This window comes from Pseudoalteromonas spongiae UST010723-006, assembly GCF_000238255.3.
GTDB lineage: Bacteria > Pseudomonadota > Gammaproteobacteria > Enterobacterales > Alteromonadaceae > Pseudoalteromonas > Pseudoalteromonas spongiae.
In genome coordinates, this window is sequence record NZ_CP011040.1 from 1,161,089 (window position 1) to 1,186,451 (window position 25,363).

The 25,363-nt window shown below is 41.9% G+C and carries 22 protein-coding genes; 12 read left to right on the forward strand and 10 right to left on the reverse strand.

The genetic code is table 11. The annotated features are described in order from the left end of the window. Positions 1-97 precede the first annotated feature (97 nt). The 7 genes from PSPO_RS19425 (at position 98) to PSPO_RS19455 (ending at position 4,384) form a co-directional block, all read left to right on the forward strand. On the forward strand, positions 98-619 hold the full coding sequence (locus PSPO_RS19425; RefSeq protein WP_010558866.1) for an NADPH-dependent FMN reductase: 522 nt from the start codon (positions 98-100) through the stop codon (positions 617-619). Between the two features lie 263 nt (positions 620-882). Continuing rightward, a complete protein-coding gene (locus tag PSPO_RS19430) occupies positions 883-1,218 on the forward strand; it encodes a PadR family transcriptional regulator (RefSeq protein ID WP_010558865.1) in 336 nt (111 codons plus the stop codon). A 12-nt stretch (positions 1,219-1,230) separates the two neighbouring features. After that, a complete protein-coding gene (locus PSPO_RS19435) occupies positions 1,231-1,965 on the forward strand; it encodes a hypothetical protein (protein WP_010558864.1) in 735 nt (244 codons plus the stop codon). A gap of 20 nt (positions 1,966-1,985) precedes the next feature. Beyond that, entirely contained in the window at positions 1,986-2,810 is an 825-nt protein-coding gene (locus tag PSPO_RS19440; RefSeq protein ID WP_010558863.1) for a flagellar motor protein MotB, read from the forward strand. Positions 2,811-2,818: 8 nt separating this feature from the next. Further along, positions 2,819-3,607: a motility protein A gene (locus PSPO_RS19445; RefSeq protein ID WP_010558862.1), complete on the forward strand. Its 789-nt coding sequence runs from the start codon at positions 2,819-2,821 to the stop codon at positions 3,605-3,607. Between the two features lie 53 nt (positions 3,608-3,660). Beyond that, a complete protein-coding gene (gene fos, locus PSPO_RS19450) occupies positions 3,661-4,059 on the forward strand; it encodes a fosfomycin resistance glutathione transferase (protein ID WP_010558861.1) in 399 nt (132 codons plus the stop codon). 25 nt (positions 4,060-4,084) lie between these two features. Next, entirely contained in the window at positions 4,085-4,384 is a 300-nt protein-coding gene (locus tag PSPO_RS19455; RefSeq protein ID WP_010558860.1) for a DUF3088 family protein, read from the forward strand. Positions 4,385-4,452: 68 nt separating this feature from the next. On the opposite strand, the gene PSPO_RS19460 is transcribed toward PSPO_RS19455, so the two are convergent. The 3 genes from PSPO_RS19460 to PSPO_RS19470 form a co-directional block, all read right to left on the reverse strand. Then, positions 4,453-4,803 (reverse strand): VOC family protein, encoded by a 351-nt coding sequence (locus tag PSPO_RS19460; protein WP_010558859.1) that lies wholly within the window; start codon positions 4,801-4,803, stop codon positions 4,453-4,455. A 131-nt stretch (positions 4,804-4,934) separates the two neighbouring features. Beyond that, on the reverse strand, positions 4,935-6,293 hold the full coding sequence (locus PSPO_RS19465; protein ID WP_010558858.1) for a Na+/H+ antiporter NhaC family protein: 1,359 nt from the start codon (positions 6,291-6,293) through the stop codon (positions 4,935-4,937). 67 nt (positions 6,294-6,360) lie between these two features. Continuing rightward, a complete protein-coding gene (locus PSPO_RS19470; protein ID WP_010558857.1) occupies positions 6,361-7,404 on the reverse strand; it encodes a PLP-dependent cysteine synthase family protein in 1,044 nt (347 codons plus the stop codon). A gap of 132 nt (positions 7,405-7,536) precedes the next feature. On the opposite strand from PSPO_RS19470, the gene PSPO_RS19475 reads away from it, so the two are divergent. Beyond that, on the forward strand, positions 7,537-8,100 hold the full coding sequence (locus tag PSPO_RS19475; RefSeq protein ID WP_010558856.1) for a DUF4136 domain-containing protein: 564 nt from the start codon (positions 7,537-7,539) through the stop codon (positions 8,098-8,100). A gap of 75 nt (positions 8,101-8,175) precedes the next feature. Here the strand turns inward: PSPO_RS19475 and PSPO_RS19480 are convergent, their stop codons facing one another. After that, a complete protein-coding gene (locus PSPO_RS19480; protein ID WP_040642593.1) occupies positions 8,176-8,424 on the reverse strand; it encodes a YkgJ family cysteine cluster protein in 249 nt (82 codons plus the stop codon). 279 nt (positions 8,425-8,703) lie between these two features. Here PSPO_RS19480 and PSPO_RS19485 point away from each other — a divergent pair, with 279 nt between their 5' ends. The 3 genes from PSPO_RS19485 (at position 8,704) to PSPO_RS19495 (ending at position 15,232) form a co-directional block, all read left to right on the forward strand. Continuing rightward, on the forward strand, positions 8,704-9,903 hold the full coding sequence (locus tag PSPO_RS19485; protein WP_010558854.1) for an efflux RND transporter periplasmic adaptor subunit: 1,200 nt from the start codon (positions 8,704-8,706) through the stop codon (positions 9,901-9,903). Positions 9,904-9,906: 3 nt separating this feature from the next. Further along, positions 9,907-13,065 carry an efflux RND transporter permease subunit gene (locus tag PSPO_RS19490; protein ID WP_010558853.1) on the forward strand — a complete coding sequence of 1,053 codons (3,159 nt, stop codon included), beginning with the start codon at positions 9,907-9,909 and terminating at the stop codon, positions 13,063-13,065. 376 nt (positions 13,066-13,441) lie between these two features. After that, a complete protein-coding gene (locus tag PSPO_RS19495) occupies positions 13,442-15,232 on the forward strand; it encodes a hypothetical protein (protein ID WP_010558852.1) in 1,791 nt (596 codons plus the stop codon). Here the strand turns inward: PSPO_RS19495 and PSPO_RS19500 are convergent. The 6 genes from PSPO_RS19500 to dapB all read right to left on the reverse strand — a co-directional run bounded on the left by PSPO_RS19500 (position 15,229) and on the right by dapB (position 23,411). Beyond that, a complete protein-coding gene (locus tag PSPO_RS19500) occupies positions 15,229-15,921 on the reverse strand; it encodes a potassium channel family protein (protein ID WP_010558851.1) in 693 nt (230 codons plus the stop codon). The genes PSPO_RS19495 and PSPO_RS19500 overlap by 4 nt on opposite strands. A 318-nt stretch (positions 15,922-16,239) precedes the next feature. Beyond that, complete coding sequence (locus PSPO_RS19505) at positions 16,240-17,400, reverse strand: tetratricopeptide repeat protein (protein WP_021032979.1); 1,161 nt, start codon at positions 17,398-17,400, stop codon at positions 16,240-16,242. Positions 17,401-17,444: 44 nt separating this feature from the next. Beyond that, entirely contained in the window at positions 17,445-17,921 is a 477-nt protein-coding gene (gene greA, locus PSPO_RS19510) for a transcription elongation factor GreA (protein ID WP_010558849.1), read from the reverse strand. A 105-nt stretch (positions 17,922-18,026) separates the two neighbouring features. After that, positions 18,027-21,245 (reverse strand): carbamoyl-phosphate synthase large subunit, encoded by a 3,219-nt coding sequence (gene carB / locus PSPO_RS19515; RefSeq protein ID WP_010558848.1) that lies wholly within the window; start codon positions 21,243-21,245, stop codon positions 18,027-18,029. A gap of 17 nt (positions 21,246-21,262) precedes the next feature. After that, a complete protein-coding gene (carA, locus tag PSPO_RS19520) occupies positions 21,263-22,393 on the reverse strand; it encodes a glutamine-hydrolyzing carbamoyl-phosphate synthase small subunit (RefSeq protein ID WP_010558847.1) in 1,131 nt (376 codons plus the stop codon). A gap of 217 nt (positions 22,394-22,610) precedes the next feature. After that, positions 22,611-23,411, reverse strand: coding sequence for a 4-hydroxy-tetrahydrodipicolinate reductase (dapB, locus tag PSPO_RS19525; protein ID WP_010558846.1), 801 nt, complete (start codon positions 23,409-23,411; stop codon positions 22,611-22,613). A 339-nt stretch (positions 23,412-23,750) separates the two neighbouring features. Here dapB and PSPO_RS19530 point away from each other — a divergent pair, with 339 nt between their 5' ends. Further along, positions 23,751-25,067, forward strand: a complete 1,317-nt coding sequence (locus PSPO_RS19530; protein WP_010558845.1) for a Na+/H+ antiporter NhaC family protein — start codon at positions 23,751-23,753, stop codon at positions 25,065-25,067. Positions 25,068-25,363: the final 296 nt, after the last annotated feature.

The window sequence follows — 25,363 nt, forward strand, 5'->3', positions numbered from 1 at the left end:
TAATTTTATAAGTATTAATATCGTAAAGGAATTAATATAACCTTATATTCAACAAGTCAAGGTAACTACTTAATTAGAATTCGTGTCGGAGAGCATTATGAAATTATTAGCATTCGCAGCAACAAACAATAGCCAATCAATTAACAAGCAACTAGTACAATACGCATCATCATTAGTAGATGCAGACGTTGAGATTTTAGATTTAAACGACTTTGAAATGCCAATTTACAGCCAAGATCGTGAACAACAAGGTGGCATTCCAGAGCAAGCACAAACCTTTTACAAAAAAATTGGTGAAGCAGATGCCGTTGTAATTTCATTTGCTGAGCATAACGGCTCTTACACAGCAGCGTATAAAAACCTATTCGATTGGACATCACGCATTAATATGAAAGTGTACCAAGATAAGCCAGTTGTATTAATGGCATCATCGCCAGGCCCTGGCGGCGCACAAAGTGTGTTAGGCGCCGCAACAGGCTCTGCAGGTTTCTTTGCGATGGACGTTAAAGGCAGTTTTTCACTACCAAGCTTTTTCGATAACTTTGATGTAGAGAAAGGTCAAATTACCAACAGTGAATTCGCTGACAAATTATCTACCATTATGGCGCAGCTTGGTTAATTAAAACGTAACCCTTACGTTTTAGTGTGAGGTTAAAACACCCTCCCCTTCAACAGGTGCATTGCACCTGTTTTTTTATGCTGAGCGTTTGATAATTAACAGTACTTTTTCAAGCACTCACCCAAACTTGACGTTATTTTTAAAACCACGCTTTTAGCTTGCCTGCCATTTTTTACTACAAAATAGTAAAAACCATTTGCATCTTTTAGTTTAAAAAACTATTTTGTAGTAAATTAAGCCTTGATAGTGTCTATAGGTGGTTTGTGGGTAAAAGTGATAAATTTCTAGGTGAGTTTGAACAAATGGTTTTGCTTGCCTTATTACAACTAAAAGAAAACGCTTATGGCGCGGCTATTCGTCAACTTTTAGACCAACAAATTAAACGCACTGTTGCTCTGGGTGCACTTTACGCCACCCTTGAACGGCTAGAGAAAAAGGGCCTAGTGTCATCAAAACTAGGAGAAGCAACACCTGAGCGCGGCGGTCGCCCGAAGCGCTTTTTTAAAGTAACGAATGATGGATTAAAAGCGTTACAGCGGGCAAAAGATGCTATGGATACCCTTTGGCAGCACGTGCCAAATCAGCCCTTTGAAGTATAAACGGTGAACACCATGGCTAAAAACAATGTAAATCCACCTAAGTTCGCTGCTTGGCTAATTGCGCGCTTTACACCAAAACACCATCAAAATACCCTATTAGGCGACTTGTACGAAGAGTATTTTCTACTGCAAACGCAAAACCCATCGGTTGCAAATTGCTGGTTTTGGCATCAAACCTATCTTTCAGGTCAAACGGCGTTTCATCGCCTAGTTACTAACGCGAATGTTATTAAAGGCGTTATTTTTAGTATCGGACTTAGCATTTTTACAATTATTGCCCTCTTGGTAATGTGGTTAAGTAGCATGGATAACGTTGACGGCTTTAGTGACGGTTTTTGGCACTCACTGTTAAATGGCAATATCCACCTCGCCTTGCTCGAAGGGGCATTTTGGTCAGGCACACCTGAATATGTGATGAAAAGTGTCGATGATGGCATTTGGTCGTTTATAAAACTGTTTATTGATGTTCCGGCTGTGATGATGGCGACAGCATCCCTCTTTGCTATTCGTTATTTAAGTAAAACCGCATCAATACGACTACTTTGCATAGCGTCATTATTAATGGTGTGTGTGCCCTACTTGTACGGTATGTATTTACTTAGCAATCACGATTACGCGGCAACGAAAACCGGCCCTGTACTGGCTTGTATGTTGCTCAATGTGTTCTATTTAGTGCTGCCAAGCTGTTATTTTATTGCGAAACGCTTACACGTCGAACACAACAAAGTCTGGCAATCCAACAGTTAAATAACGCAAGAAGTATCGTCATGGAAAACCACGAATTTGTAGATGAAAAAGCCAAAGGTGCGCCTAATTGGATGACGACGTTTGCTGATTTAATGTCGCTTCTGATGTGCTTTTTTGTATTGCTGTTATCTTATTCAGTGATGGATGTCGAAAAGTTTAAACACATTGCGGGCTCAATGAAAAAAGCCTTTGGTGTGCAATCAGAAGTGATGTTACAGGATATACCTAAAGGCACGTCGGTTATCGCTACCGAGTTTTCGCCTGGAAAACCAGAACCCACACCAATAAAATCTGTGCAACAGCTTACAACTGAAAATGAACAACGTGACTTACAAACGCAAAAAGCTGAAAGTGATGTAGCTAAAATCAATCTAAAGTTAAAAGAAACCTTAGAGCACTTACTTAAAAGCGAAATTGACAACGAACTAATTGAACTTGAAATGCTCGGGCAGCAACTGATTATTCGATTAAACGAGCGCGGCAGTTTTCCGTCTGGTTCAAGCTTTTTGCAACCGCGATTCAAACCCGTTTTAACGACGATAGCTGAGCAACTCGCGCGTATTCCGGGGCAAATTTCCGTGTCTGGCCACAGTGATGACTTGCACGTAAGTAATGAACTGCATGCCAATAACTGGGAGTTATCATCAAAGCGGGCGAATGCCGTGCTGCAAACCTTACTTGGCTCAAGTCATCTTAACAGTAACCGCTTGCATATAGCGGCTTACGCCGATACCAAGCCTTTGCTGCCCAACACATCGCAACAAAATAGAGCTAAAAATCGCCGCGTTGAAATTGCAATTTCGCAAGGAAACGCGGTCGAACTTCAACCTTCTCAGTCTTTTTAGGAAAACCCATGGATTCAGCAAGTGGCTTTGGCCTTTCAATCATCATTTTAGCACTGATTTTTGGCATTTATGCCAGCGGCGCAGCACCAGAGGCATACGCAAATCTATCGTCTATTTGCATTGTACTTGGCGGCACCTTAGGTGCGGTAATGCTAAGTTATCGCTTATCTAAATTTATTGCAGCGATAAAACACATTAAATGGGTATTTTCTAAAACCACGCCCGATCTCTTTAACACCATGGATGAACTCGTTGAATTAGCCGAAGTTGCCCGTAAAAGTGGCTTTTTAGGGTTAGAAGAAAAACCGATAAACGACCCGTTTATGGCGAAAGCAATTAACTTACTGGTCGATGGTCATAACCCTGAAGCCATTGAATTTACAATGAATCGCGATATTTTGCATACTCGCCAAAATAACAACGATGCCATTAAAGTAATGAACAGTTTTACCGAACTTGCCCCTGCTATGGGCATGATAGGGACATTAATTGGCTTAGTTGCGATGCTAATTGCAATGGACGACCCAAAAACCATCGGGCCGCAAATGTCAGTCGCGTTATTAACGACCCTTTATGGCGCACTGATTGCCAATGGCATCACAGGGCCTTTCGCTAATAAACTGGGCGAGCGCGCAGAAGAGATAAAGCATCATATGTGTTTAGTGCGCGATGGAGTGATGCATATTGCCAAAGGGGATAACCCAAAAACTATGATGAATTTGTTAGCTGGCTACTTAGGTGAAGATTTAACATCTAATGCAAGCTTTGTTGATGAAAAAACTAGCGCCAGCCAATAATCATTTTGTTATAGTAAATCGCTGATACAAAAACAGTTATAGGTTGCCCAACAATGATTTTAGGCTTAAATCATATCACTATTGCGGTGAGCGATTTAGCTCGCTCCCTTGAATTTTACATCGATGTACTCGGTTTCAAAGGGCATGTGAAATGGCAACACGGCGCATACTTATCTGTAGGCGATTTATGGTTTTGCCTAAGTGTTGATACCCCTTCAACCCGAACTGACTATTCGCACATTGCATTTGATATTGCTAAAGCGGACTTTGATAACTTTAAAGCGCGAATAGCAGAGCACAATATTCCTCTTTGGAAGAATAATAAAAGTGAAGGCGACTCGCTTTACTTTTTAGACCCCGATGGTCACCAATTAGAAGTGCATGTTGGCTCGTTAAAAACGCGACTGCAAGCACTCAAACTACGCCCTTACGATAACCTTGAATGGTTATAAACGTTCAGATTTAATGGAGTAAACATTGAAACCAATTTTATTTATTTTAACTATGCCATTTGAAGATGGACCTGGAAAAATGTGGGTATGCTCTCATTGTGCGATGATAGAAGGTGCACTGCAGTTTAATCCGCATTGGCTACAACACCTAGATATTCGCCGAATTGATTTTCCTAAACCAAGACAGCAAGTGGTTGAATTACTTGGCGAAGAAAATCAGTGGTTGCCAGTACTTATTCTAGAAAACAAGCGTAACATCACCGATCCAGTAGCTATTATCAACCATCTAGCAAGCGAGTTTGGTGGCGCTGCGGCGCATCCATAAATAAGATACAAAAACGAGGCACACTTTATTTGATTTAAGTATGCCTCGTTATTTATGGAGTTAGTGTGTTATTTGTCGCTCCACACAGCAAATTCGTTGCCACAAGGATCGCTAAAGTGAAAACGTTTTCCACCTGGAAACTCAAATGTTTCCATTACAATTTTGCCGCCAGCTGCGGTAATTTTGTCTTGGGTTTCAGCCAAATTTGCACTGTAAAACACCACTAATGCTGAGCCTTTAGCTACCGTCATAGCGTTGTCACTTAAATAAAAGCCACCATCAATACCGGCATTATTAAACGCGGTATATTCTGGCCCGTAGTCGGTAAATTCAAAGGCAAAAACCACATTAAAAAACGCTTTTACCTGTGATAAGTCGCTGGCTGGAAACTCAAGATAATTTATTTTTTCGTGTTGCATACGGCCTCCGTGTCTTCGCTAAAAATACTAAATAACCTGAACTTGGCTTAATACGTTAACTACCAATTTGTCATAGATAGATTTTTTGGTTTAAACCTTCTCGCTTGATAATTTGTTGTACCAAGTCCAGATCAAATTATAAAACTGCCTACCACAACGTACAGTAATAAACTGATTGCAGCAATCACCAAACAATACGGTAACTGGGTTTTAACGTGCTCAATATGATCGCACCCACTGGCGATAGACGCCACTATAGTCGAATCTGAAATTGGTGAAGCGTGATCGCCAAATACCCCGCCGCCCAAAACGGCTGCTAATAAAAACGCCGGTTCAATGCCTGTTTGTAATGCAATAGGTAAGGCAATTGGGAATAAAATGGCAAAGGTTCCCCACGAAGTGCCCGTAGCAAATGCCATAATACCTGCAGTAATAAACAGTAACGGTGCAATCCAAAGCATTGATACTTCAGAGCTCATAAGGCCGCTAACATAAGTGCCTGTGCCAAAGGCTTTTACCGCATCGCCAAAGGCAAACGACAACACTAACACCGCAACCGCTGGCACTAAGTTTTTAATACCTTTCAGGCTGTGCGATAACAGATGTTTAATTGAAAACACCTTATCAAGTAACAACATAAACACAAGTAAAAGGTAACTCGTCACCACAGCCCAAAGCACCGAGAACGAACCACTGCCGCGGCGTAAGTCTCCGTCACCTGTGTAATAGAGTAAACCCAAGGTAATAAAAATAATGCCAAGCATCGGAATAACAAGGTATCGCGCTTTGCCAATCGTATCATTTTGTTCAAATTTTGATTCGACCTTGCTGCTGGCCGCTTTTAAAGGGCCAAACACGCGTCCGCTTAACGCCGTGTAATACACCACACAAATAACGATAATCGGATAAAAGTTATAACCTATGGTGCTGATCAAAACGCCCACTTCATCCGATAAATTATATCCATCAAGCAAGCCTAAAATGTATGCGCCCCAGCCATTAATCAACAATAAAATACTAATTGGCGAACAGGTAGAATCGAGAATAAAAGCAAGACGCGCACGCGATAATTTGTATTTATCAAAAATACTTTGTGACGCAAGACCCGCGGTAAACATACTTAAATTAGTATCGGTAAAGATGGACGACCCGATCAAAGTCGGAACCATCGCGGCTTTTCTATCGTTATCAACCCAATGCTTTTTATTCAGCGCATTAATAAAGCCAGCCACACCACCACTGGCATTTACCAGCGCAAGCACCGCACCAATCAATAAACTAAATATAATAATGCGTTGGTTATAGGTGGATGTTGCGACATCAATCACGCCTGTAGTCATCGCGCTGACACTTGTTAATGGCGCAAAATTTGATGACATAAAGTATGTAAGTACTAACCCGACCACTAGGGCTTGAATTGCACTTTTGCGCCAAATGGCAACTAATATCGCCACAATTGGCGGGATAATGGTATAAATTGAATCGTTCATTATTATTCTCAGCACGCAATAAGCGGCTTATTTTGAACAGTTAAAAACATAATTGCAAAAAAATGCACTAAACCAAGGTACTGAGCCAATTTTGATAGTTAGCATCTATCGGAATGTGCGCTTGTTGCCAATCGTTATCGTAATAGGTGTTTAAATAACGCTCGCCACTATCACAAATCAAACTTACGATAGAGCCCGACTGCCCTGCTTGATGCATTTGTTTTGCTAGGTGTAACATGCCAACAAGATTAGTGCCTGTTGAAGGGCCAACTTTTCGACCGAGTAACTTGGTTAGCCACATCATCGCCGCAATACTTTGTCCATCAGGCACTTTTAACATATCGTCAATCACACCGGGAACAAATGAGGGCTCTACTCGCGGGCGACCAATGCCTTCAATACGACTACCCGTTTGATTTGTCAGCGTGTTATCACCATGTTTATAAAAGTCATAAAATACCGAGTTATCTGGGTCTACTACCAACAATTGTGTATCAACACCTTGATAGCGCACGTAACGACCAATTGTTGCCGATGTACCGCCGGTACCTGGACTCATCACTATCCAGCGTGGAATAGGGTTTGGCTCTTTAGCCATTTGCGAAAAAATACTCTCAGCAATATTGTTGTTACCACGCCAATCGGTTGCCCGCTCCGCATAAGTAAATTGATCCATATAATGGCCACCAAGCTCATCAGCTAAACGTTGTGATTCGGCATAAATCTGTGTGGTATTTTCAACTAAATGGCATTTTCCACCATAAAACTCAATTTGCTTTATTTTCTCTTTCGCAGTAGTTTTTGCCATAACTGCAATAAAGGGTAAACCGAGTAATTTTGCGAAATATGCCTCAGACACCGCCGTTGAACCACTTGAAGATTCAATAATCGGTGTATTTTCATTGATCCAACCATTGCTAAGCGCATATAAAAACAATGAGCGTGCTAAACGATGCTTTAGTGAGCCTGTTGGGTGCGTGCTTTCATCTTTTAAATAAAACTCAATATGAGGAAATGCTGTTAAATTAAATGGAATTAAATGGGTATCCGCAGAGCGGGTATAATCGGCGGCAATTTTAGCAAATGCCTGTTTTGTCCAATTGTTATTCATTTTATCCCTATTCATTGTCTATTAAGATAAAAACTGTAGTCTTACCATTAGCATAGAGATTACAGTTCCTAAAATCTATGTTATCTTTCTTAAACAAAACACAACTTCGTTAGCTGGCCAAGGAGCTTGATTATGAAAAACCTACTAATCGCATGTGGCGTGTTACTGTTAGCTGCCTGTGCAAAAACCCCTGATTGGGACTATGACCGCACAGCAAATTTTGCAAACTATAAAACATTTGCCTTTGTTGATAACGCCGATCTTGCTAAAAACACCACTAATTACCAAATTAGCCCGCTAATGGAACAACGTGTGCGTGCAGCAGTTGCACGAGAATTAAAAGCGAAAGGCTTCACCCAAACATCAACCGACTCAGCTGACGTACTGATTAACTATCACGCATCAGTTGAAAAGAAAATTAGTACCGACACCATTTCATACAATACCGGTATGGGTTACCCGTACAGCGCACGCTGGGGTTACTGGGGTGTAGGAATGGAAACCCATACATCAACTCGCGAATATGAAGTAGGAACGCTGGTATTAGATGTTATTGATCGCAACGAAAAAGCCCTTGTTTGGCGCGGTGCAAAAGGCGGTAAGTTAACTAAAAATCAATCGCCAGAACAACGTACAAAAGCAGCTAACGAGCTGATCGCCGAAATTCTATCAAACTTCCCACCTGAATTAATGTAGGGTAAGCGGACACAAAAAAGCCATCAATGATGGCTTTTTTGTTATTAAGGGCATGTCCAATTGGTGAAAGCGAGATTAAGTTGCCCCTTCAAGATAACTGATAATTTTCATTGCATCGTCATTGGTATCACCACACACATCATGTGTCGGCTTAAAGTCTAAACAAACTTTAGGGCGGGTTTTATCTCCAAATAATCGACATAAGTTATTTTCGTCCAGTTGCACACAACGCACACCCGCAGGTTTACCCATTGGCATCCCCGGTATTGATGATGAAATACTTGGCGCAATGCAGCACGCACCACACCCTAATCGACACTCCACGTTTAAAACCCCTTTTGTTTCTCAGCTCACATTATAAAACATTCCCGCAAGCCTTGCGATAGTATCACTTCAAGGGACATTTGCTTGTTTAAGTGTAACAAAATATGTTTTTAGGTTACCTTTAGATAACATTTAGAAACTTGGTATTTCATACACTTATAAGCGTATTAAAAATCATTATCAAAAATCACACATAGTTTGTTACATCTAGCTCATCTTCGTAAACATTCTCTTCTCTATAGTAACCTCGTCATCAATAGAAAAATGTAGGGATTTACAATGGCGAGTAAATTAAAACTCACCGGGATCACCCTAGCTGTTTTGCTAGGGTCAGTTGGCGTTGCAGCAGGTTTAGGTGCAATGAAAAAGCCACCGGAAAAAAAAGAAGAAAAAGATTCAATTCCAGTTGTTGTCGTTGAAGATAACAGTGTTGAAACCATCACACTAAACGTTAATTCTTACGGATTAGTTAACCCTAAGTATCAAACCTCACTTACTGCACAAGTAACTGGCCAAGTAACTGAAATTTCAGATGCCTTTGTCAAAGGTGGTTTTGTTAAGCAAGGCGAAGTAATTGCCCGTATCGATCCAAACGATTACGAAGCAGCGCTGACAGAAGCAGAAGCAAGTCTCGCACAAGCGCGCGCAGCGCTTGAATTAGAACGCGCACAAAAACGCGTTGCCGAATCCGAATGGGAACGTATCAAAGAAAGTGCCAAAAACGAATTTGTGCCAACCGAACTTTATTTACGTAAACCACAACTCGCTGAAAAAGTAGCGCGCTACCGCGCGGCAGAAGCCGGTGTTAAACGTGCAAAACGCAACCTTGAGCGTACTTACATCAAAGCGCCTTACGATGCGATAATTACCGCGCGCTCAGTGGCCCTCGGCTCAGTAGTAAATTCAGGAAGTCCAATCGGCGAATTAAGTAGCACCGATTTTGCCGAAGTGCGCCTGCCCGTAGCGGATAAAGAACTACAATTCTTAATGCAAGGCGGTTTAAACGCTGAAGTTGATCTTGTTACAAATTACCAAGGCAAACTGCACCATTGGCAAGCAAAAATTGTACGTAGCGAAGGCCAAGTGGATAATAAAAGCCGCATGTCTTATTTAGTCGCAGAAATTAAAGACCCATATGGTTTAGATTCTAACAATACACCTCTGCGTTATGGTTCTTATGTAAATGCGGCAATTTCAGGCTTATCTATGGAAGGCGTAAGCCGTGTTAAGTCACACCTCGTTAAAGATGGTAAAGTTGCCGTGTTAGAAGACGGCGTGCTGGCATATCGCAGTGTTGAAGTACTACGTGAAGAAGGCCGTGATTTAATTGTTAAAGGCGACTTAGGCGATAATGAGCAAATTATCGCGTCTAATATTAAGCGCCCTAAAGTAGGGATGAAACTTGCCAACGCAGCACTTGCAAGCGATATCAAGCCTGTAAAGCCTGTTGCAGAATTAGCGATGAAAAACGAGGACTAAACCATGATTGATACAAATAAAGGTATCATTGCATGGTTTACTCGCAACCCTGTTGCTGCAAACCTGCTAATGATCATTATTTTGGTCGGTGGTTTATTTACCGCTATGACCATTCGCAAACAAATGTTCCCGCAATTTGAAATTAACTGGATGTCAGTTCAAGTTGCCTACCCTGGCGCTGCCGCCCAAGAGGTAGAAGAAGGCATAACCATGAAAATTGAAGAAGCATTAGAGGGTATGCAAGGCATAGAGCGCCTTATCACCTACTCTAATCGCGGCTTCTCGCAATCGTGGATCCGAATTGACGAAAGTTACGATGCCAAAGAAGTACTCGATGAAGTTAAGATGCAAATCGACTCCATCTCAACCTTCCCAGATGGTATGGAACGCCCTATCGTTGCAAAAGAAAAGTACCGTCAAGAAGTGATGTTTTTATCACTACATGGCCCGCTTTCGCAACGCGAACTAAAAGATTTAGGCTACAAAATTCATGATGAACTATTAGCATTACCTGGCATTAATATCGCCGAGTACTACAGTGGCTTAAACTATGAAATTGGCATAGAAATTAGCCCTGATAAACTACGTGAATACGGCCTAACGTTTAGAGATGTTGCCAATGCTGTGCGTGCATCGTCAGCTAATATGTCGGCAGGTCAAATTCGTGCTGAAAACGGCTACATTTCAATGCGTGTTGAAAACCAAGCCTATCGCGGCAAAGAGTTTGAAAAACTCCCGCTGGTTAGCTTAGCCGATGGCAGCCAGATTTTACTTGGTGACGTTGCAACAGTTAACGATGGCTTTCAAGAAGGCATTCAATTTTCTAAATTTAATGGCGACAACTCACGTACCTTCTTTATTGGTGCGTCAGAAGATCAAGACATCACTAAAGTTGCTGCAACAATTAACACTTACTTAGAAAAGAAAGCAAAAGAGCTGCCTGAAGGCGTAACGTTAGAATCATTTGTTGATATGACCTATTACCTTGAAGGTCGTTTAAACATGATGATTGAAAATATGGCATGGGGTGGCTTGTTGGTTATTCTGAGCTTAGCATTATTCCTTCGCATTAAACTGGCGTTTTGGGTAATGATGGGATTACCTGTGTCGTTCTTAGGTGCATTGTTAGTTATGCCACTTGGCGGCCTTGATATCACCATTAATATTATGTCGCTATTTGCCTTTATTCTGGTACTCGGCATCGTGGTGGATGACGCCATTGTCATCGGGGAATCAGCACACAGTGAAATTGAAAAACACGGCCACTCAACCGATAACGTTATTCGTGGCGTAAAACGTGTGGCAGTGCCTGCAACCTTTGGTGTCCTCACCACCATTGCGGCATTCTTACCAATGATGCTAGATAGCGGCCCAGAAGCTGCGGTATCAAAGTCCATTGGTGGCGTAATCATTTTATGCTTAATCTTTTCACTGATTGAATCAAAGCTGATTTTGCCTGCCCACTTAGCAAAAATGAAATTAAAGCCACATAACCCTAAAAACCCACTACACCGTATGCGTGAAGGGTTAGATAGTGGTTTAAAACGCTTTATTGATAATAGCTACCGCCCAATGATTGTTAAATTTATTGAGTTCCGCTACCCGGTTATTTTCGCTTTCGTTGGTTTAATGATTATTAGTGGAGGCCTATTTGCAGGTGGCTTTGTTAAATTTGTTGCCAACCCTAAAGTGCCGCACGATTTCGCTAATATCAACATTGAGATGGAACAAGCAACTGCCGAGCGCACAACGCTTGATACGGCGTTGAAAATTGAGCAATTGATTCTGAACGAAGACAAGCTGATTGAACAAGAGCACGGTCAAAAAATGATTGAAGCAATCTCAGTACGCTTAGAAGGCCGTACCAATGCTGAGATTATGGCAAAACTAGTTGATCCTGAACTACGTCCGATGGATACCTTTGAACTTGCCGATCGCTGGCGTAGTAAAATGCCCGATTTTGCCGCGGTTAAAAACTTAAATATTCGCGACAGCATTGGTGGTAACCAACGTGACGACGGCGATATTAGTTTCCGCCTTGAAGGCAAAGATATGGAAGAGCTGCGCTTAGCTGCTGCAGAGTTAAAAACACATCTAAATACCATTAAAGGCGTGGGCGATGTAAATGATTCAATGCAAACAGCGACCGATGAAGTGCAGTTTGAACTGAAACCAGTTGCCTACAGCTTAGGCTTAACCTTAGCGGATGTTGCGTCTCAAGTAAGCTTTAGTTTTTACGGCTTAGAAGCACAACGTATTTTACGTGACGGCGAAGAGGTACGCGTAATGATCCGCTACCCAGAGCAAGAACGTAACGCAATCAGCCGTATTCACGATGTACGCATTATCACGCCACAAGGTGCTGAGGTACTGCTATCAGAAGTAGCTGAAGTAAAATTGGTTGAAGGTGTAAGCCGCATTCGCCGTGAAAATGCGCGCCGTACAATTAATGTATGGGCCAGCATTGATGCAGAGCAGGTTGAACCATTTAAAGTCGCAGAAGATATTCGTGAAGAGTACATCCCAACATTACTTGAGAAGTTCCCAGGTATTAGCACCAATTTAACGGGTCGCGTGCAAGAAGAAATGGACTCAATGATGGAGCAAATTAAGAACTTCATTATTTCATTAATGGTGATTTACAGCTTACTGGCAATTCCACTGCGCTCTTACTCGCAGCCGCTGTTAATTATGTCAGTTATTCCATTTGGCATCATTGGCGCAATGTTCGGCCATATGGTTCTTGGCATGACCATGAGTGCCCTGTCGATGTTCGGTATTATTGCCGCAGCAGGTGTGGTAGTAAATGACTCGCTGGTTATGGTGGACTTTGTTAACAATGCTCGTAAGCAAGGTGTTGCCATTAAAGATGCGGTAGTTGACGCTGGTTGTAAACGATTCCGCGCTATCTTACTTACTTCAGCAACAACATTTATTGGTCTTATTCCAATTTTGAGTGAAACCAGTTTACAAGCACAACTTGTAGTGCCAATGGCGGTATCGCTCGCATTTGGTGTGCTATTTGCTACGGTCATCACCCTAGTACTGATCCCATGCCAATACGTTGCACTTGAAGATATAAAAGGTCTTTTTAGACGAGACAAAGAGAAAAAGGAAATTTCTCAATCAGACATTGATGACGACGCTACTGTAAAAATCTGATTACTTGTCTAACCAACCAAAGCCCATACCTGTTGTGGGCTTTTTATTTACTAAATACTAATTTTGTTAAACGTATTTTGATCATTCAACAGCTCATAATACCAATTCTGTTAAGTATGTGATCAGGGATAGCGCTGGATAAATGAAATGGTAACAAGGCGGAATTTTTCTTATGTAGTTGTTCTACATTGATAAATTCTAACGTAGTTAGCATGATATTTAGCCCGCTAGGATGATTAGCTACTTAAGTGAATTGGTATAACAGTTTAAATAATAAAAATATTCCTTATACTGTCGGTAAAGCTGCAGTCATCTAAGTGCTACTAACAGTTGTACTTAGAAGCACAGCGCCAGTCAGACTTCAAATAAACGATTTATGGAAGAGAATGTGGTAAAAAAGTACAGCGTAATAACCTTAATAGTTGTGCTACTTGGCGCACTTATATGGTTTGCTAACTTTTATTCACTGCCTACACCAGAAATTGATCACGCTTTACCTAACACACAGATTACCGATGAAATAATACTGGAACAGGTAAAAAGCGCCCCTGAAAAAGCACAGACACAAACAAAAACCGCAATAGCGGAAGATTCAACTAAAAATAGTTATTGCAAAGACCAAACACGTTACATCGCCAAATTTGAGCGTGACAAAAAAGGTTATTTAAGTACGCTTGCTGTCGCTTGGAAACTACAAGGGCAAAACCCACAAACCATAATTAATGCACTTGAAACGACAGTATCAAAAGACGCCGCACAGCGTTTTAAGCGCGATTTAAAACTGGTGTCATCGTTTAACGAAAGTAATCTGAGTAAAAGCCAACAATACCTCAATGAATTAACTTTTAATGATTACGCGAAAAATAAACACCGTTTACACTTTTTAAAATGGCGTCAGCACGCGATTAAAAACAACTTTATAGAAAGCTATCGCGAACAAGCAGAGCGTTACCCTGATATCGCAGCCGATATACTGCAACAAGCATTTTTACAAGCAATCAATATTGATAACTCAAAGCCCGATTTTGATCAATTGCTGCTACTTTACGATAGTTACTACTCACTTAACCCTGTTCCAAATAAATTGATTACGTCACACCAACTATCTTATTTGCTAAGCGGATTAGCGCCCGATGTTGCCAATAAAGTGCTATCTCGTTTATTACTGATTGAACAATTAGACAGCGAAGAAACAAAGTCTATTGTGCTAGCGCGCATTGGCGGTATCAACAAGCAATTCGCCGAGATAATCAAAGGTGCGACAGTTAGCGCAAAACCAGTTGTTGAAAGTGATGAATTAAAAACCCGTATCGCAAATATTATCGAAAAAGAAAAACTGAGTCTTAGTGAACAAAATGTTTGTCAGCTTTACGATGTGGCCGAAATCGACAGCCAAATAAATGTTACGTATGTGGATGCATCGACCCTTGATTACGACCACCCGAGCTGCGACCGTTTGCTGTCAGAACAAGCTAAAGAGATTGGCATGTTGGCGTTATTTTCTGAATTATCAGCTCAGTTTTTAGCGGCGGGTATCGACCTTAGTAATCTAAATAATGCAGAGCAGGTAAAACGAGCAGATCTTACTTTGATCCATGAATACCTTGCTAAAAAGCCTGAGTTCGAACGTGAACTTGCGTATTTATTAATTTATTCAAGGCCGATGCATAGTCAACGTGTCGCAATCATTGATGCGCTAGTCACGCAAGGGCTTTACCCGAAAGATGCCAATGCCGTTGCAGTAATTCAGCGCCTTAACAGCGAAGATGCACTGCGTATGCTTGATCGCATGGGCAATATCGATAAGCCAAATCAACGTGGCGAAAGTGTGGTGTATAACTTGATGTTTATCAATCCAAGCCTAACCGTCGAATTAGTAAATCGTGGTTATGTGCAGCAACACAGCGAGCGCCATCCGGATCCGCTACTGAAAATGTTACATTTTTTAAAAGAAAACCGTGCATCAGATCAATGGATTAGTGTTGTCGATGCGCTTATTAACAACGGTGCAAAACTAAAAGCGCGCCACCTAGACGAAATGTACCGCATTAAGCTGACCTTACCGGAGATTTACCAAAAGCTAATAGAGTTACACCCCGAACTAGCCGCTGAAAAAGCAGGTTCACTCAAAGTAATACAATGTCAGGGCGTAAGCGACGCACACTAAGCGTCATTATCGTGTTTTTTTGTCATCGAAAGGTGATTTTGGTGCAATATATTTAGTCTTGAGCCAACTAAACTGGCAACTAATATTGTGAGGTATAGCTGCCCTACCACTGCTTCAAAATACACAAACACCCTAGAAATTGGAATATTAGGGGCAATATCACCAAAACCCAGCGTGGTTAACGTAACAAAAGAGAAATAAATAAACTCTGGAAATAACGCGAACCACTTGATGGTCGAAGGTACGTTATTAAACGCTGGCATAAAGTTAATATGGATAAGGCTATAAATAATCGCCCAAATAATACCCATCATAAAATAGAGGCAAATTGCGCCAAGGATTTTGTTGCCGTCTACAACACCTGAAAACAGTACCTGCTTTGCCGTTTTAATTGCGGTAAATGTAAAGAAAACAAGCATTAAGCCCAATGTGACATTATCGCCCATCACACTATCAATAAACAAAGTCAGCCAAGAAAATGCGATAATCACAAACGGAAACAACATCTTATATTTAAACAACTGATTGCTTGAATCTACGCCCCACACCGAAATCACCAAGGTAAACATAGTGCACGATTGCATCATATGTTGCATTTTACTGCTGAAAAATTGGTGACACAGGGCTGTACCAAACAGTAGCAAAGTTAACGCAATGGTTAGATAAAGAAAGTTATCTCGTTGGCTCATATTAATTCCTTCGAGCGTTGATACAGTAAACGGTATATGTGCGCGTTGTTTAACTAGGGTCTGTTGATCTTTGCTGTTCTATTTTTGTTCTGTTTGAGCGTGCTTTTATCGCGGCGCTCGATGTGTGGCCTAGTAATCTAAGCGAATATCGAGCAACAATGAGAAAAGTGCGCTCAAAAGAACCGTTCGGCAGCGCTTGATTGGCTTTTCTACTGTGTTATCGGCTGGCTCACATAGAATAACTATGCCACGCAGCCTCTGCCTTGTATAAAACCCAATCAAACTGCTGCAAAAACGAACTTGAAAGATCAACAGACCCTAGAATTTTGCTGCAAAATTAAAGTCACTTGCAACACGTATATAAGGCATCGCAATATTATACGTTTGCACTAACTGCTGAGCGCGTTTTTTAGCCGCAGCATATGTCGCAAAATCAAAGTTAATAGCGTAATAAAAACCTGCCATTTCAACAACCTTACAATCAAGCTGTTGCGCCACTCTTAATGCATTTTCACGTTCTGCATATTTTCCAAACTGTAAAACAAACCCACTTAAATTTTGACTTGGTTGTGGTGGCTCAAAGGTTAATGCATCGTGCGAACGAGTGCTGGCTTGATGTGCTGCGGCAGATTGATTGCTGTGCTCGTTAATAAGGAACATTTCCGCTTGAGGTACACCTTGCTTAAGGGCCATTAGCGCGTATTCATGGGCTTTGTTTTTATCTTGCGCTAGGTATTCGCCATTAAAGTGTAACGACGCCAAGTTATGCGCTGCAAAACCATTGCCTTGATTGGCGGCACTTTGGTAATAACCAATGCTTGCTTGTGGCTCAGTTTTAAAAATCAGTGTGGCATAAATAAATTGCGCTTTATCATATCCTGCATCAGCAGATCCTTTGATAAGTGCCAAACCCCGAGCCTGATCTTTAGGAACGCCCTCGCCTTTCATATAAAGCGCGCCTAATTCTAATTTGGCTTTATTATCACCCTGTTCAACAGCCGCAGTTAACCACTGGGCTGCTTTCTCCGGTTGATAAACAACACTCGTCTCATTGCTATAGCGACTCGCCAATTTACGCTGCGCGTTTACCGAGCCATTACGCGCTGCTTTTAAATAATAATCAAACGCCAGGCGTTTACGCTTTTCAACATCAACGCCAACAACTTTTCCAAGTTCATACGTAAGGGCGAGATTAAACGTTGCCTCCGCGTGACCCTGTTCATCGGCAAGAGTTAAATATTCGAATGCTTTTTGTTTATTTTTAACGACCCCTTGTCCTTTAGCGAACAAGGTTGCCAAGATAAAATTTGCTTCTGCGTTATCATCTTCTGCTAATTCGGCACATTTATAGCGCGCGTTTATATAATCCGCATCGTTAAACGCGCGGGTGCATTCATTATCAAACTGGGGCGTGTACTGGGCTTTAACAGCCGTAAATGGCGTTAAAAGTAGCAAGCAAAACAGGAAATGTATTTTCATAACGCTAAAACAAAAAAGCTCGGTAATAACCGAGCTTTTATAAGTTAGATGTATTCTACTTCTGTGATTTCGTACTCAACCGCACCATTTGGGGTTTTGATTGTTACTGCATCATCGATTTCTTTACCGATTAATCCACGGGCAATTGGTGAGTTAAATGAAATCAGATTATTTTTAATGTCTGCTTCATCATCACCAACGATGCGATAAGTCGTTTCTTCGTCAGTATCAACGTTAACGATAGTAACGGTTGCACCGAAAATCACTTTGCCGTTATTTTGCATTTTAGTAACGTCAATAATTTGAACCGTTGATAGTTTTGCTTCAATCTCTTGAATACGGCCTTCACAAAAACCTTGCTCTTCACGCGCTGCGTGGTATTCAGCATTTTCTTTTAGGTCACCGTGTTCACGCGCTTCTGCAATATCAGCGACAATTTTAGGACGGCGTACCGTTTTTAATTCATTTAACTCGTCACGCAGTAATTGTTCACCACGTACTGTCATTGGTGTTTGTTGCATTATTCTTCCTAGAACTCTTTCACAATAAAAGCCCGGATTAACCGGGCTTTTTATCATTTCTACTTTAATTGTCTTAGTCTATATCAAAAAATATAGACGGGGCAATTAATTTACACGCTTGTGTAGCTCTTGTACCGACGATACCGTTGAACGGTCATCAGCAGCATGTGCTTTACAGTTAGCAAATGCGGCATTAAGCGTTGTTGTGTAGTTTACTTTACCTTGCAGAGCACCACGACGAAGTACTTTAGAGTCTTCAATCGCTTGACGACCTTCAGTGGTGTTTACAATGTAGCTGTACTCACCATTCTTGATACGGTCAAGAATATGAGGACGACCTTCGTAAACTTTGTTTACACGACGCGCTTCAATGCCTGCATCTTCAAGTGCTTTTGCTGTGCCGCCAGTTGCGTCAAGCTCAAAGCCTAAATCACGCATGGTACGTGCTAATTCAACAATACGCTTTTTATCGCTGTTACGAACGGATAGTAACGCACGACCACCACGAGGCATTACGTTACCTGCACCAAGCTGTGCTTTAGCAAATGCGTCAGCGAATGTGTCACCTACACCCATAACTTCACCTGTTGAACGCATTTCAGGACCACGCATTGGGTCAACGCCAGGGAATTTAGCGAACGGAAGTACAACTTCTTTTACGCTGTAATATGGAGGAATGATTTCTTTCGTTACACCTTGGCTTGCAAGAGACTGACCCGCCATACAACGTGCCGCTACTTTAGCAAGTGCAACACCTGTTGCTTTAGACACAAAAGGAACAGTACGTGCAGCACGTGGGTTTACTTCAATTAAGTATACTTCGCCATCTTTAACAGCAAACTGCGTATTCATTAAGCCAACAACGCCAAGCTCTAATGCCATGCGAGTTACTTGGTCACGCATGCGGTCTTGGATTTCAGGGCTTAGTGAGTATGCTGGTAGTGAACATGCTGAGTCACCTGAGTGAACACCTGCTTGTTCGATGTGTTCCATGATACCACCGATGATCACTTGCTCACCGTCACAGATAGCATCTACGTCGATTTCGATTGCGTCATCTAAGAAGCGGTCAAGTAATACTGGCGCTTCATTTGAAGCTTGTACTGCTTCAGTCATGTAACGACGTAAATCATCTTCGTCGTATACGATTTCCATCGCACGACCACCCAGTACATATGAAGGACGCACAACTAGTGGGAAGCCGATTTCAGCAGATTTAGCTACCGCTTCTTCAAGTGAAGTCACTGTTGCGTTTTCAGGCTGAAGTAGGTCTAAACGCTCAACCATTTGTTGGAAGCGCTCACGGTCTTCTGCACGGTCGATTGCATCTGGCGAAGTACCAATGATTGGCACACCGTTCGCTTCAAGTTCACGAGCAAGCTTAAGTGGTGTTTGACCACCGTACTGCACGATTACGCCTTTTGGCTTTTCAACACGTACGATTTCTAATACGTCTTCTAGCGTGATTGGCTCGAAGAATAAACGATCTGATGTGTCGTAGTCAGTAGAAACCGTTTCAGGGTTACAGTTAACCATAATCGTTTCATAACCGTCTTCACGCATTGCAAGGGCTGCGTGTACACAACAGTAATCGAATTCAATACCTTGACCGATACGGTTAGGGCCACCGCCGATAACCATGATCTTATCTTTATCAGACGGGTTCGCTTCACACTCTTCATCGTACGATGAATACATGTAAGCTGTGTCTGAGCTGAATTCTGCCGCACAGGTATCTACGCGCTTGTAAACTGGTAATACTTCAAGCGTGTGACGCTTTTTACGTACTTCAGCTTCGCTAACACCAAGAAGTTCAGCAATACGCGCATCCGCAAAACCTTTACGCTTTAAGCTGCGTAGGAAGTCTTTGTTAAGACCAGCCATGCCGCCTTCAACGATTTTTGCTTCGTCTTTGATGATGTCTTCGATTTGTACTAAGTACCAACGGTCAATCTTAGTCAGTTCGAATACGTCTTCAACGCTCATACCATGACGCATTGCATCAGCAACGTACCAAATACGCTCTGCACCTGGCTCACGTAATTCACGTACGATTTTTTCTTTCGCGTTCGGGTCGTCAAGCGCAACGATTGGGTTGAAACCCGTTGCGCCAACTTCTAAGCCGCGAAGTGCTTTGTGTAATGATTCTTGTTGGTTACGGCCAATCGCCATAACTTCACCAACAGACTTCATCTGAGTCGTTAGACGGTCGTTAGAACCTGCGAATTTTTCGAAGTTGAAACGCGGGATCTTAGTTACAACGTAGTCGATTGACGGCTCGAACGATGCAGGTGTTGCGCCACCCGTGATATCGTTTTGAAGCTCGTCTAGCGTGTAACCTACTGCTAATTTTGCAGCGATTTTTGCAATTGGGAAACCTGTTGCTTTTGATGCAAGTGCAGATGAACGTGATACACGTGGGTTCATTTCGATGATAACCATACGGCCATCAGCTGGGTTTACACCAAACTGTACGTTTGAACCACCTGTTTCAACACCGATTTCACGAAGAACCGCCATCGATGCGTTACGCATTAGCTGGTATTCTTTGTCTGTTAGTGTTTGTGCTGGAGCTACCGTGATTGAATCACCTGTGTGAACACCCATAGGGTCGAAGTTCTCGATAGAACATACGATGATACAGTTGTCGTTTTTGTCACGAACAACTTCCATCTCGTATTCTTTCCAACCTAGTAAGCTTTCATCAATAAGAAGTTCGCTTGTAGGTGAAAGGTCAAGACCACGGGTACAGATCTCTTCGAACTCTTCCATGTTGTAAGCAACACCACCACCGGTACCACCCATAGTGAAAGAAGGACGAATAATACATGGGAAGCCAATACGCGTTAGCGTGTCACGTGCTTCATCCATTGAGTGTGCGATTTCTGCGCGAGGACACTCAAGGCCAATCGCCTTCATCGCTGCATCAAAACGCTCACGGTTTTCTGCTTTGTCGATTGCATCTGCAGTTGCACCGATTAGCTCAACGCCGTGCTTTGCAAGTACGCCGTGCTTATCTAAATCAAGTGCACAGTTAAGTGCAGTTTGACCACCCATAGTCGGTAGTACTGCATCTGGCTTTTCTTTTTCGATGATGCGCTCAACTACTTCCCAGTGAATTGGCTCGATGTAAGTTGCATCAGCCATTTCTGGGTCAGTCATGATAGTAGCAGGGTTAGAGTTTACTAAGATTACGCGGTAACCTTCTTCTCTTAGTGCTTTACACGCCTGTGCGCCTGAATAATCGAATTCACATGCCTGACCGATAACAATCGGACCTGCACCTAAAATTAAAATACTTTTTATGTCATTACGTTTTGGCATTTTAGTCTCAGTCCTAATTATTTACGTTCTTGCATTAAGTCGATGAAATGGTCAAATAACGGTGCTGCATCGTGAGGACCTGGGCTTGCTTCAGGGTGACCTTGGAAGCTAAACGCTGGCTTATCAGTGCGGTGAATACCTTGTAATGTGCCGTCGAATAATGAAACGTGCGTTGCACGTAAATTTTCAGGAAGTGTGTCTTGGTCTGCCGCGAAACCGTGGTTTTGCGCAGTGATCATTACCACATCGCGGTCTAGGTCTTTAACCGGGTGGTTACCACCGTGGTGACCAAATTTCATTTTTACTGTCTGCGCGCCTGAAGCAAGAGCAAGTAACTGATGACCTAAACAAATACCAAAAATTGGTGTATCTGTTTCAAGGAAAGTTTTAATTGCTTCAATTGCATAAATACACGGCGCTGGGTCACCAGGGCCATTTGATAAGAAGATGCCATCAGGGTTAAGTGCAAGTACGTCAGCAGCAGGGGTTTGTGCTGGTACAACAGTTAACTTACAACCGCGGTCAACTAACATACGTAAAATGTTACGTTTTACACCGAAGTCGTATGCCACAACGTGGAATTTTGCATCTTCATCGCTCAGAGTTTTAAACCCTTCGCCCAACGTCCAACTTGTTTCGTTCCAAGTGTACTGTTCTTTTGTACACACTACTTTAGCAAGGTCCATACCTTTAAGGCCTGGGAATGCTTTTGCCGCTTCAAGTGCTTTTGCTTCATCAACATCACCTGCGATGATACAGCCGTTTTGTGCGCCTTTGTCACGTAAAATACGAGTTAGCTTACGCGTATCAATATCAGCAATACCTAGGATGTTGCGTGATTTAAGATACTCATCTAACGATTGCTCATTACGGAAGTTGCTTGCAAGCAGCGGAAGGTCGCGAATAACTAGGCCTTTAGCCCAAATTTTTGAAGCTTCTTCATCTTCGCTATTGGTACCTGTGTTACCGATATGTGGGTAAGTTAAAGTAACAATTTGTTCAGCGTAAGATGGATCGGTTAAAATTTCTTGATATCCAGTCATTGAAGTATTAAAAACTACTTCACCAACTGAGATACCCTCAGCACCAATGGCAGTACCGCGAAATACCGTGCCGTCTTCAAGGACTAACAGAGCGGATTTAGACAAGTTGACCTCCTAACAGTAAAAAACGGGCAAAATTTGCGTAAAATTCAACCCGTTCAATCGACCTAACGCCCTAGAGAAAGCGCTAGATTATAAAATTTTGGCAAATTCCAAGTATTTTAGATGAAATCTGAAAAAAGGTCTAATAAAAAATCAGAAAAAATTAAAAATAACGTGTTTAACAGAAAATTTACTTTAACCTGCCAAAAAATTCAGTTATCTACCTAAAACCAAGCACATCTTGCATAGTATAAAGTCCAACTGGTTTATTATGTAACCAAGCCGCAGCCCTTACAGCGCCTTTAGCAAAGGTCATTCGAGAGCTTGCTTTATGAGTAAGTTCGAGTCTTTCGCCGTCAGCCGCAAAATAAGCCGTATGTTCACCAACTATATCGCCGCCACGCATCACAGAATAGCCAATTTCTTTTTGACTTTTCGCCTGTTCATCTTTTGAGCGGTCAAAAACTGCGACTTCATCGTGTTGCCAGCCTTTTGCCTCAGCAATGGCTTCGCCAATCATTAATGCCGTGCCAGACGGCGCATCAATTTTATGTTTGTGGTGCAATTCGAAAATTTCGATATCAATATCGTCTGCCAAGGTTTTTGCCGCAGTTTTAACCAGGTTCTCAAGTAAATTGATTCCAACTGAGTAATTGCGAGAAAAAACAATTGGGATTGATTTTGCAGCAGTTTCAAGCTCCGCCATATCATCCGCGGTTAAACCGGTCGTGCCAATTACCATTGGAATATTATGTGCCACCGCGTAGGCTAAGTGTTTTTTCATGCCTTCAGGTAGTGTGAAATCAATAATTACGTCAGTGTCAGCGCTTACACTCGTTTCATCACTAAAGGTAACTGTGCTGTCGCCTTGGTTAATGAAATGCTTAACGGCTTGTCCAAGTAATTCATTGTTAGCGCGCACAGCGGCACATACTAATTCTGTTGACTCATTGTTGATGCTTGCTTCACAAAGTGCGCGGCCCATTCGGCCATTCGCCCCAAACACTGCGATGTTTATCATAATTTTCTCTACTTTTGTTCGGTTAAATGCGTTAAACCTGACGCTTTCATAATCTCGGATAAAGTTTGTTTGATATTACCCATTAAAGAAAGCCGACCTTAGCATTTTTTAGCTATTAGTTTTATTCCTTTGCCAATTATAACAAGTTCAATTTGACAAAACATCTAGACATCTATACATTCGCACATCCATTTTTATTCACTCTATTTTTTTGCCAATATCGCTTAAAACTTGCGCTCACGCACAAAACATGGAACAAATAGAACTGAATAAGAAGAAGAAATTTCGGTTATTGCCGGTTGTTAGCAATAACTTACAAAGTTTCCGTTTGAGGTTTTTATGGATACGCACATTAACAAAACCGCAGCAAAACTCTCGTTGCTGCCGTTACTTACATTTGTCGGCCTATTTTTAGGGGCGGGTTTATATTTGCAGTCGCAAGGCGTTGATTATGCGTTTTATCAATTGCCAGCGCCCGTAGCGATTTTACCTGCAATTTTACTGGCATTTTTACTCAATAAAAAAACTATTAACGAATCGGTAGACACCTTTATAAAGGGGGCGGGCCACAACAATATCATCACTATGTGTTTGATTTATCTGCTTGCTGGTGCGTTTTCAACGGTCGCAGGCGCGACTGGTGGTGTTGATGCTGTAGTAAACGCAGGCCTTGATTTAGTGCCTCCTGCGTTTTTATTGCCAGGCTTATTTTTAATCTCAGCAGTAGTGTCAACGGCAATGGGTACATCAATGGGTACGATTGGCGCCATTGGTCCAATTGCCTATGCACTCTCAGTCAAAACGGGGCTTGATCCTGCGCTTGTTGCCGGTACGGTAGTGTCAGGTGCAATGTTTGGCGACAACTTATCAATTATTTCAGATACCACGATTGCCGCTACGCGCACGCAAGGCTGTGAAATGAAAGATAAATTCCGCGAGAACCTAAAAATTGCCGTACCCGCCGCTGCGTTAACTGTATTACTGTTAGCCTTTTTAACGCCTGAACCTGAAATCATTGATGTTAAGGATTACGACTTATTATTAGTATTACCTTATGCATTTATTTTGGTGCTTGCAGTCGCAGGCTTGAATGTGTTTGTCGTGCTGTTTAGTGGCATTGTGTTTGCCGGTTTAATGGGCTTTACTGGTGACTACCAAGGTGGTCAATTTGTTAAAGATATTTACGAGGGCTTTAAAGGCATGCAAGAAATTTTCTTGTTGTCGATGTTTATTGGCGGCCTGTCTGAGTTTATTCGTGTAAATGGTGGCCTTGATTATATCGCTCACAAAATTCAAAAAGGCACTGCTGTTGTTGCTAAATGGAATCGTAAAGTAGCCGACCAGTTTGGTATTGCTGCGTTAGTACTTACTTCTAATTTATGTATTGCAAACAATACAGTATCAATTATTGTCGCAGGCCCAATTGCGAAAAAGCTTGCTGAAGACGGCAATATTCCGGCTAAACGCTCAGCAAGTTTGCTCGATATTTTCGCCTGTGTAATGCAAGGCAGTTTGCCATACGGTGCACAAGCACTATTACTTGGCGCAACTTTCCATATTACGCCTTGGGATGTTGCAACCAGCTCTTACTATTGCTTTATTTTAGCCTTTGTTGCGCTGGCAATAATTGCTTTTTATAAGCGCAACGAAGCCTAGTTTCGCTTTTAACGATTCCGTGTTTGGCGCTCAAATGAGCGCCTTTTTTTAACTTTTTAATGTACTGTTTGGTCAAAGGGCGCAACCGCTAAGCAAAACCTCTATTACTTAATACCGAGTTAAAAGGAAAACCTAGACTATTCTAAGGCTAAAAAACCTCTGTTATTCCGGCTTTTTTTCATAAGCACATCGTCTAGTTCAAGTTCTCTTGTACCTTAAATTACGTACAATTTCGCCATATTAAGAATTAAACAGATTCAGTTTTGGATAACGAAGTACTACTCTCGATTATTACT

Coding starts and splice junctions, on each gene's coding strand:
- PSPO_RS19425 (WP_010558866.1), top strand. CDS start 98: ATGAAATTATTAGCATTCGCAGCAACAAACAATAGCCAATCAATTAAC.
- PSPO_RS19435 (WP_010558864.1), top strand. CDS start 1,231: ATGGCTAAAAACAATGTAAATCCACCTAAGTTCGCTGCTTGGCTAATT.
- PSPO_RS19440 (WP_010558863.1), top strand. CDS start 1,986: ATGGAAAACCACGAATTTGTAGATGAAAAAGCCAAAGGTGCGCCTAAT.
- PSPO_RS19445 (WP_010558862.1), top strand. CDS start 2,819: ATGGATTCAGCAAGTGGCTTTGGCCTTTCAATCATCATTTTAGCACTG.
- fos (WP_010558861.1), top strand. CDS start 3,661: ATGATTTTAGGCTTAAATCATATCACTATTGCGGTGAGCGATTTAGCT.
- PSPO_RS19460 (WP_010558859.1), bottom strand. CDS start 4,803: ATGCAACACGAAAAAATAAATTATCTTGAGTTTCCAGCCAGCGACTTA.
- PSPO_RS19465 (WP_010558858.1), bottom strand. CDS start 6,293: ATGAACGATTCAATTTATACCATTATCCCGCCAATTGTGGCGATATTA.
- PSPO_RS19470 (WP_010558857.1), bottom strand. CDS start 7,404: ATGAATAACAATTGGACAAAACAGGCATTTGCTAAAATTGCCGCCGAT.
- PSPO_RS19475 (WP_010558856.1), top strand. CDS start 7,537: ATGAAAAACCTACTAATCGCATGTGGCGTGTTACTGTTAGCTGCCTGT.
- PSPO_RS19485 (WP_010558854.1), top strand. CDS start 8,704: ATGGCGAGTAAATTAAAACTCACCGGGATCACCCTAGCTGTTTTGCTA.
- PSPO_RS19490 (WP_010558853.1), top strand. CDS start 9,907: ATGATTGATACAAATAAAGGTATCATTGCATGGTTTACTCGCAACCCT.
- PSPO_RS19495 (WP_010558852.1), top strand. CDS start 13,442: ATGGAAGAGAATGTGGTAAAAAAGTACAGCGTAATAACCTTAATAGTT.
- PSPO_RS19500 (WP_010558851.1), bottom strand. CDS start 15,921: ATGAGCCAACGAGATAACTTTCTTTATCTAACCATTGCGTTAACTTTG.
- PSPO_RS19505 (WP_021032979.1), bottom strand. CDS start 17,400: ATGAAAATACATTTCCTGTTTTGCTTGCTACTTTTAACGCCATTTACG.
- greA (WP_010558849.1), bottom strand. CDS start 17,921: ATGCAACAAACACCAATGACAGTACGTGGTGAACAATTACTGCGTGAC.
- carB (WP_010558848.1), bottom strand. CDS start 21,245: ATGCCAAAACGTAATGACATAAAAAGTATTTTAATTTTAGGTGCAGGT.
- dapB (WP_010558846.1), bottom strand. CDS start 23,411: ATGATAAACATCGCAGTGTTTGGGGCGAATGGCCGAATGGGCCGCGCA.
- PSPO_RS19530 (WP_010558845.1), top strand. CDS start 23,751: ATGGATACGCACATTAACAAAACCGCAGCAAAACTCTCGTTGCTGCCG.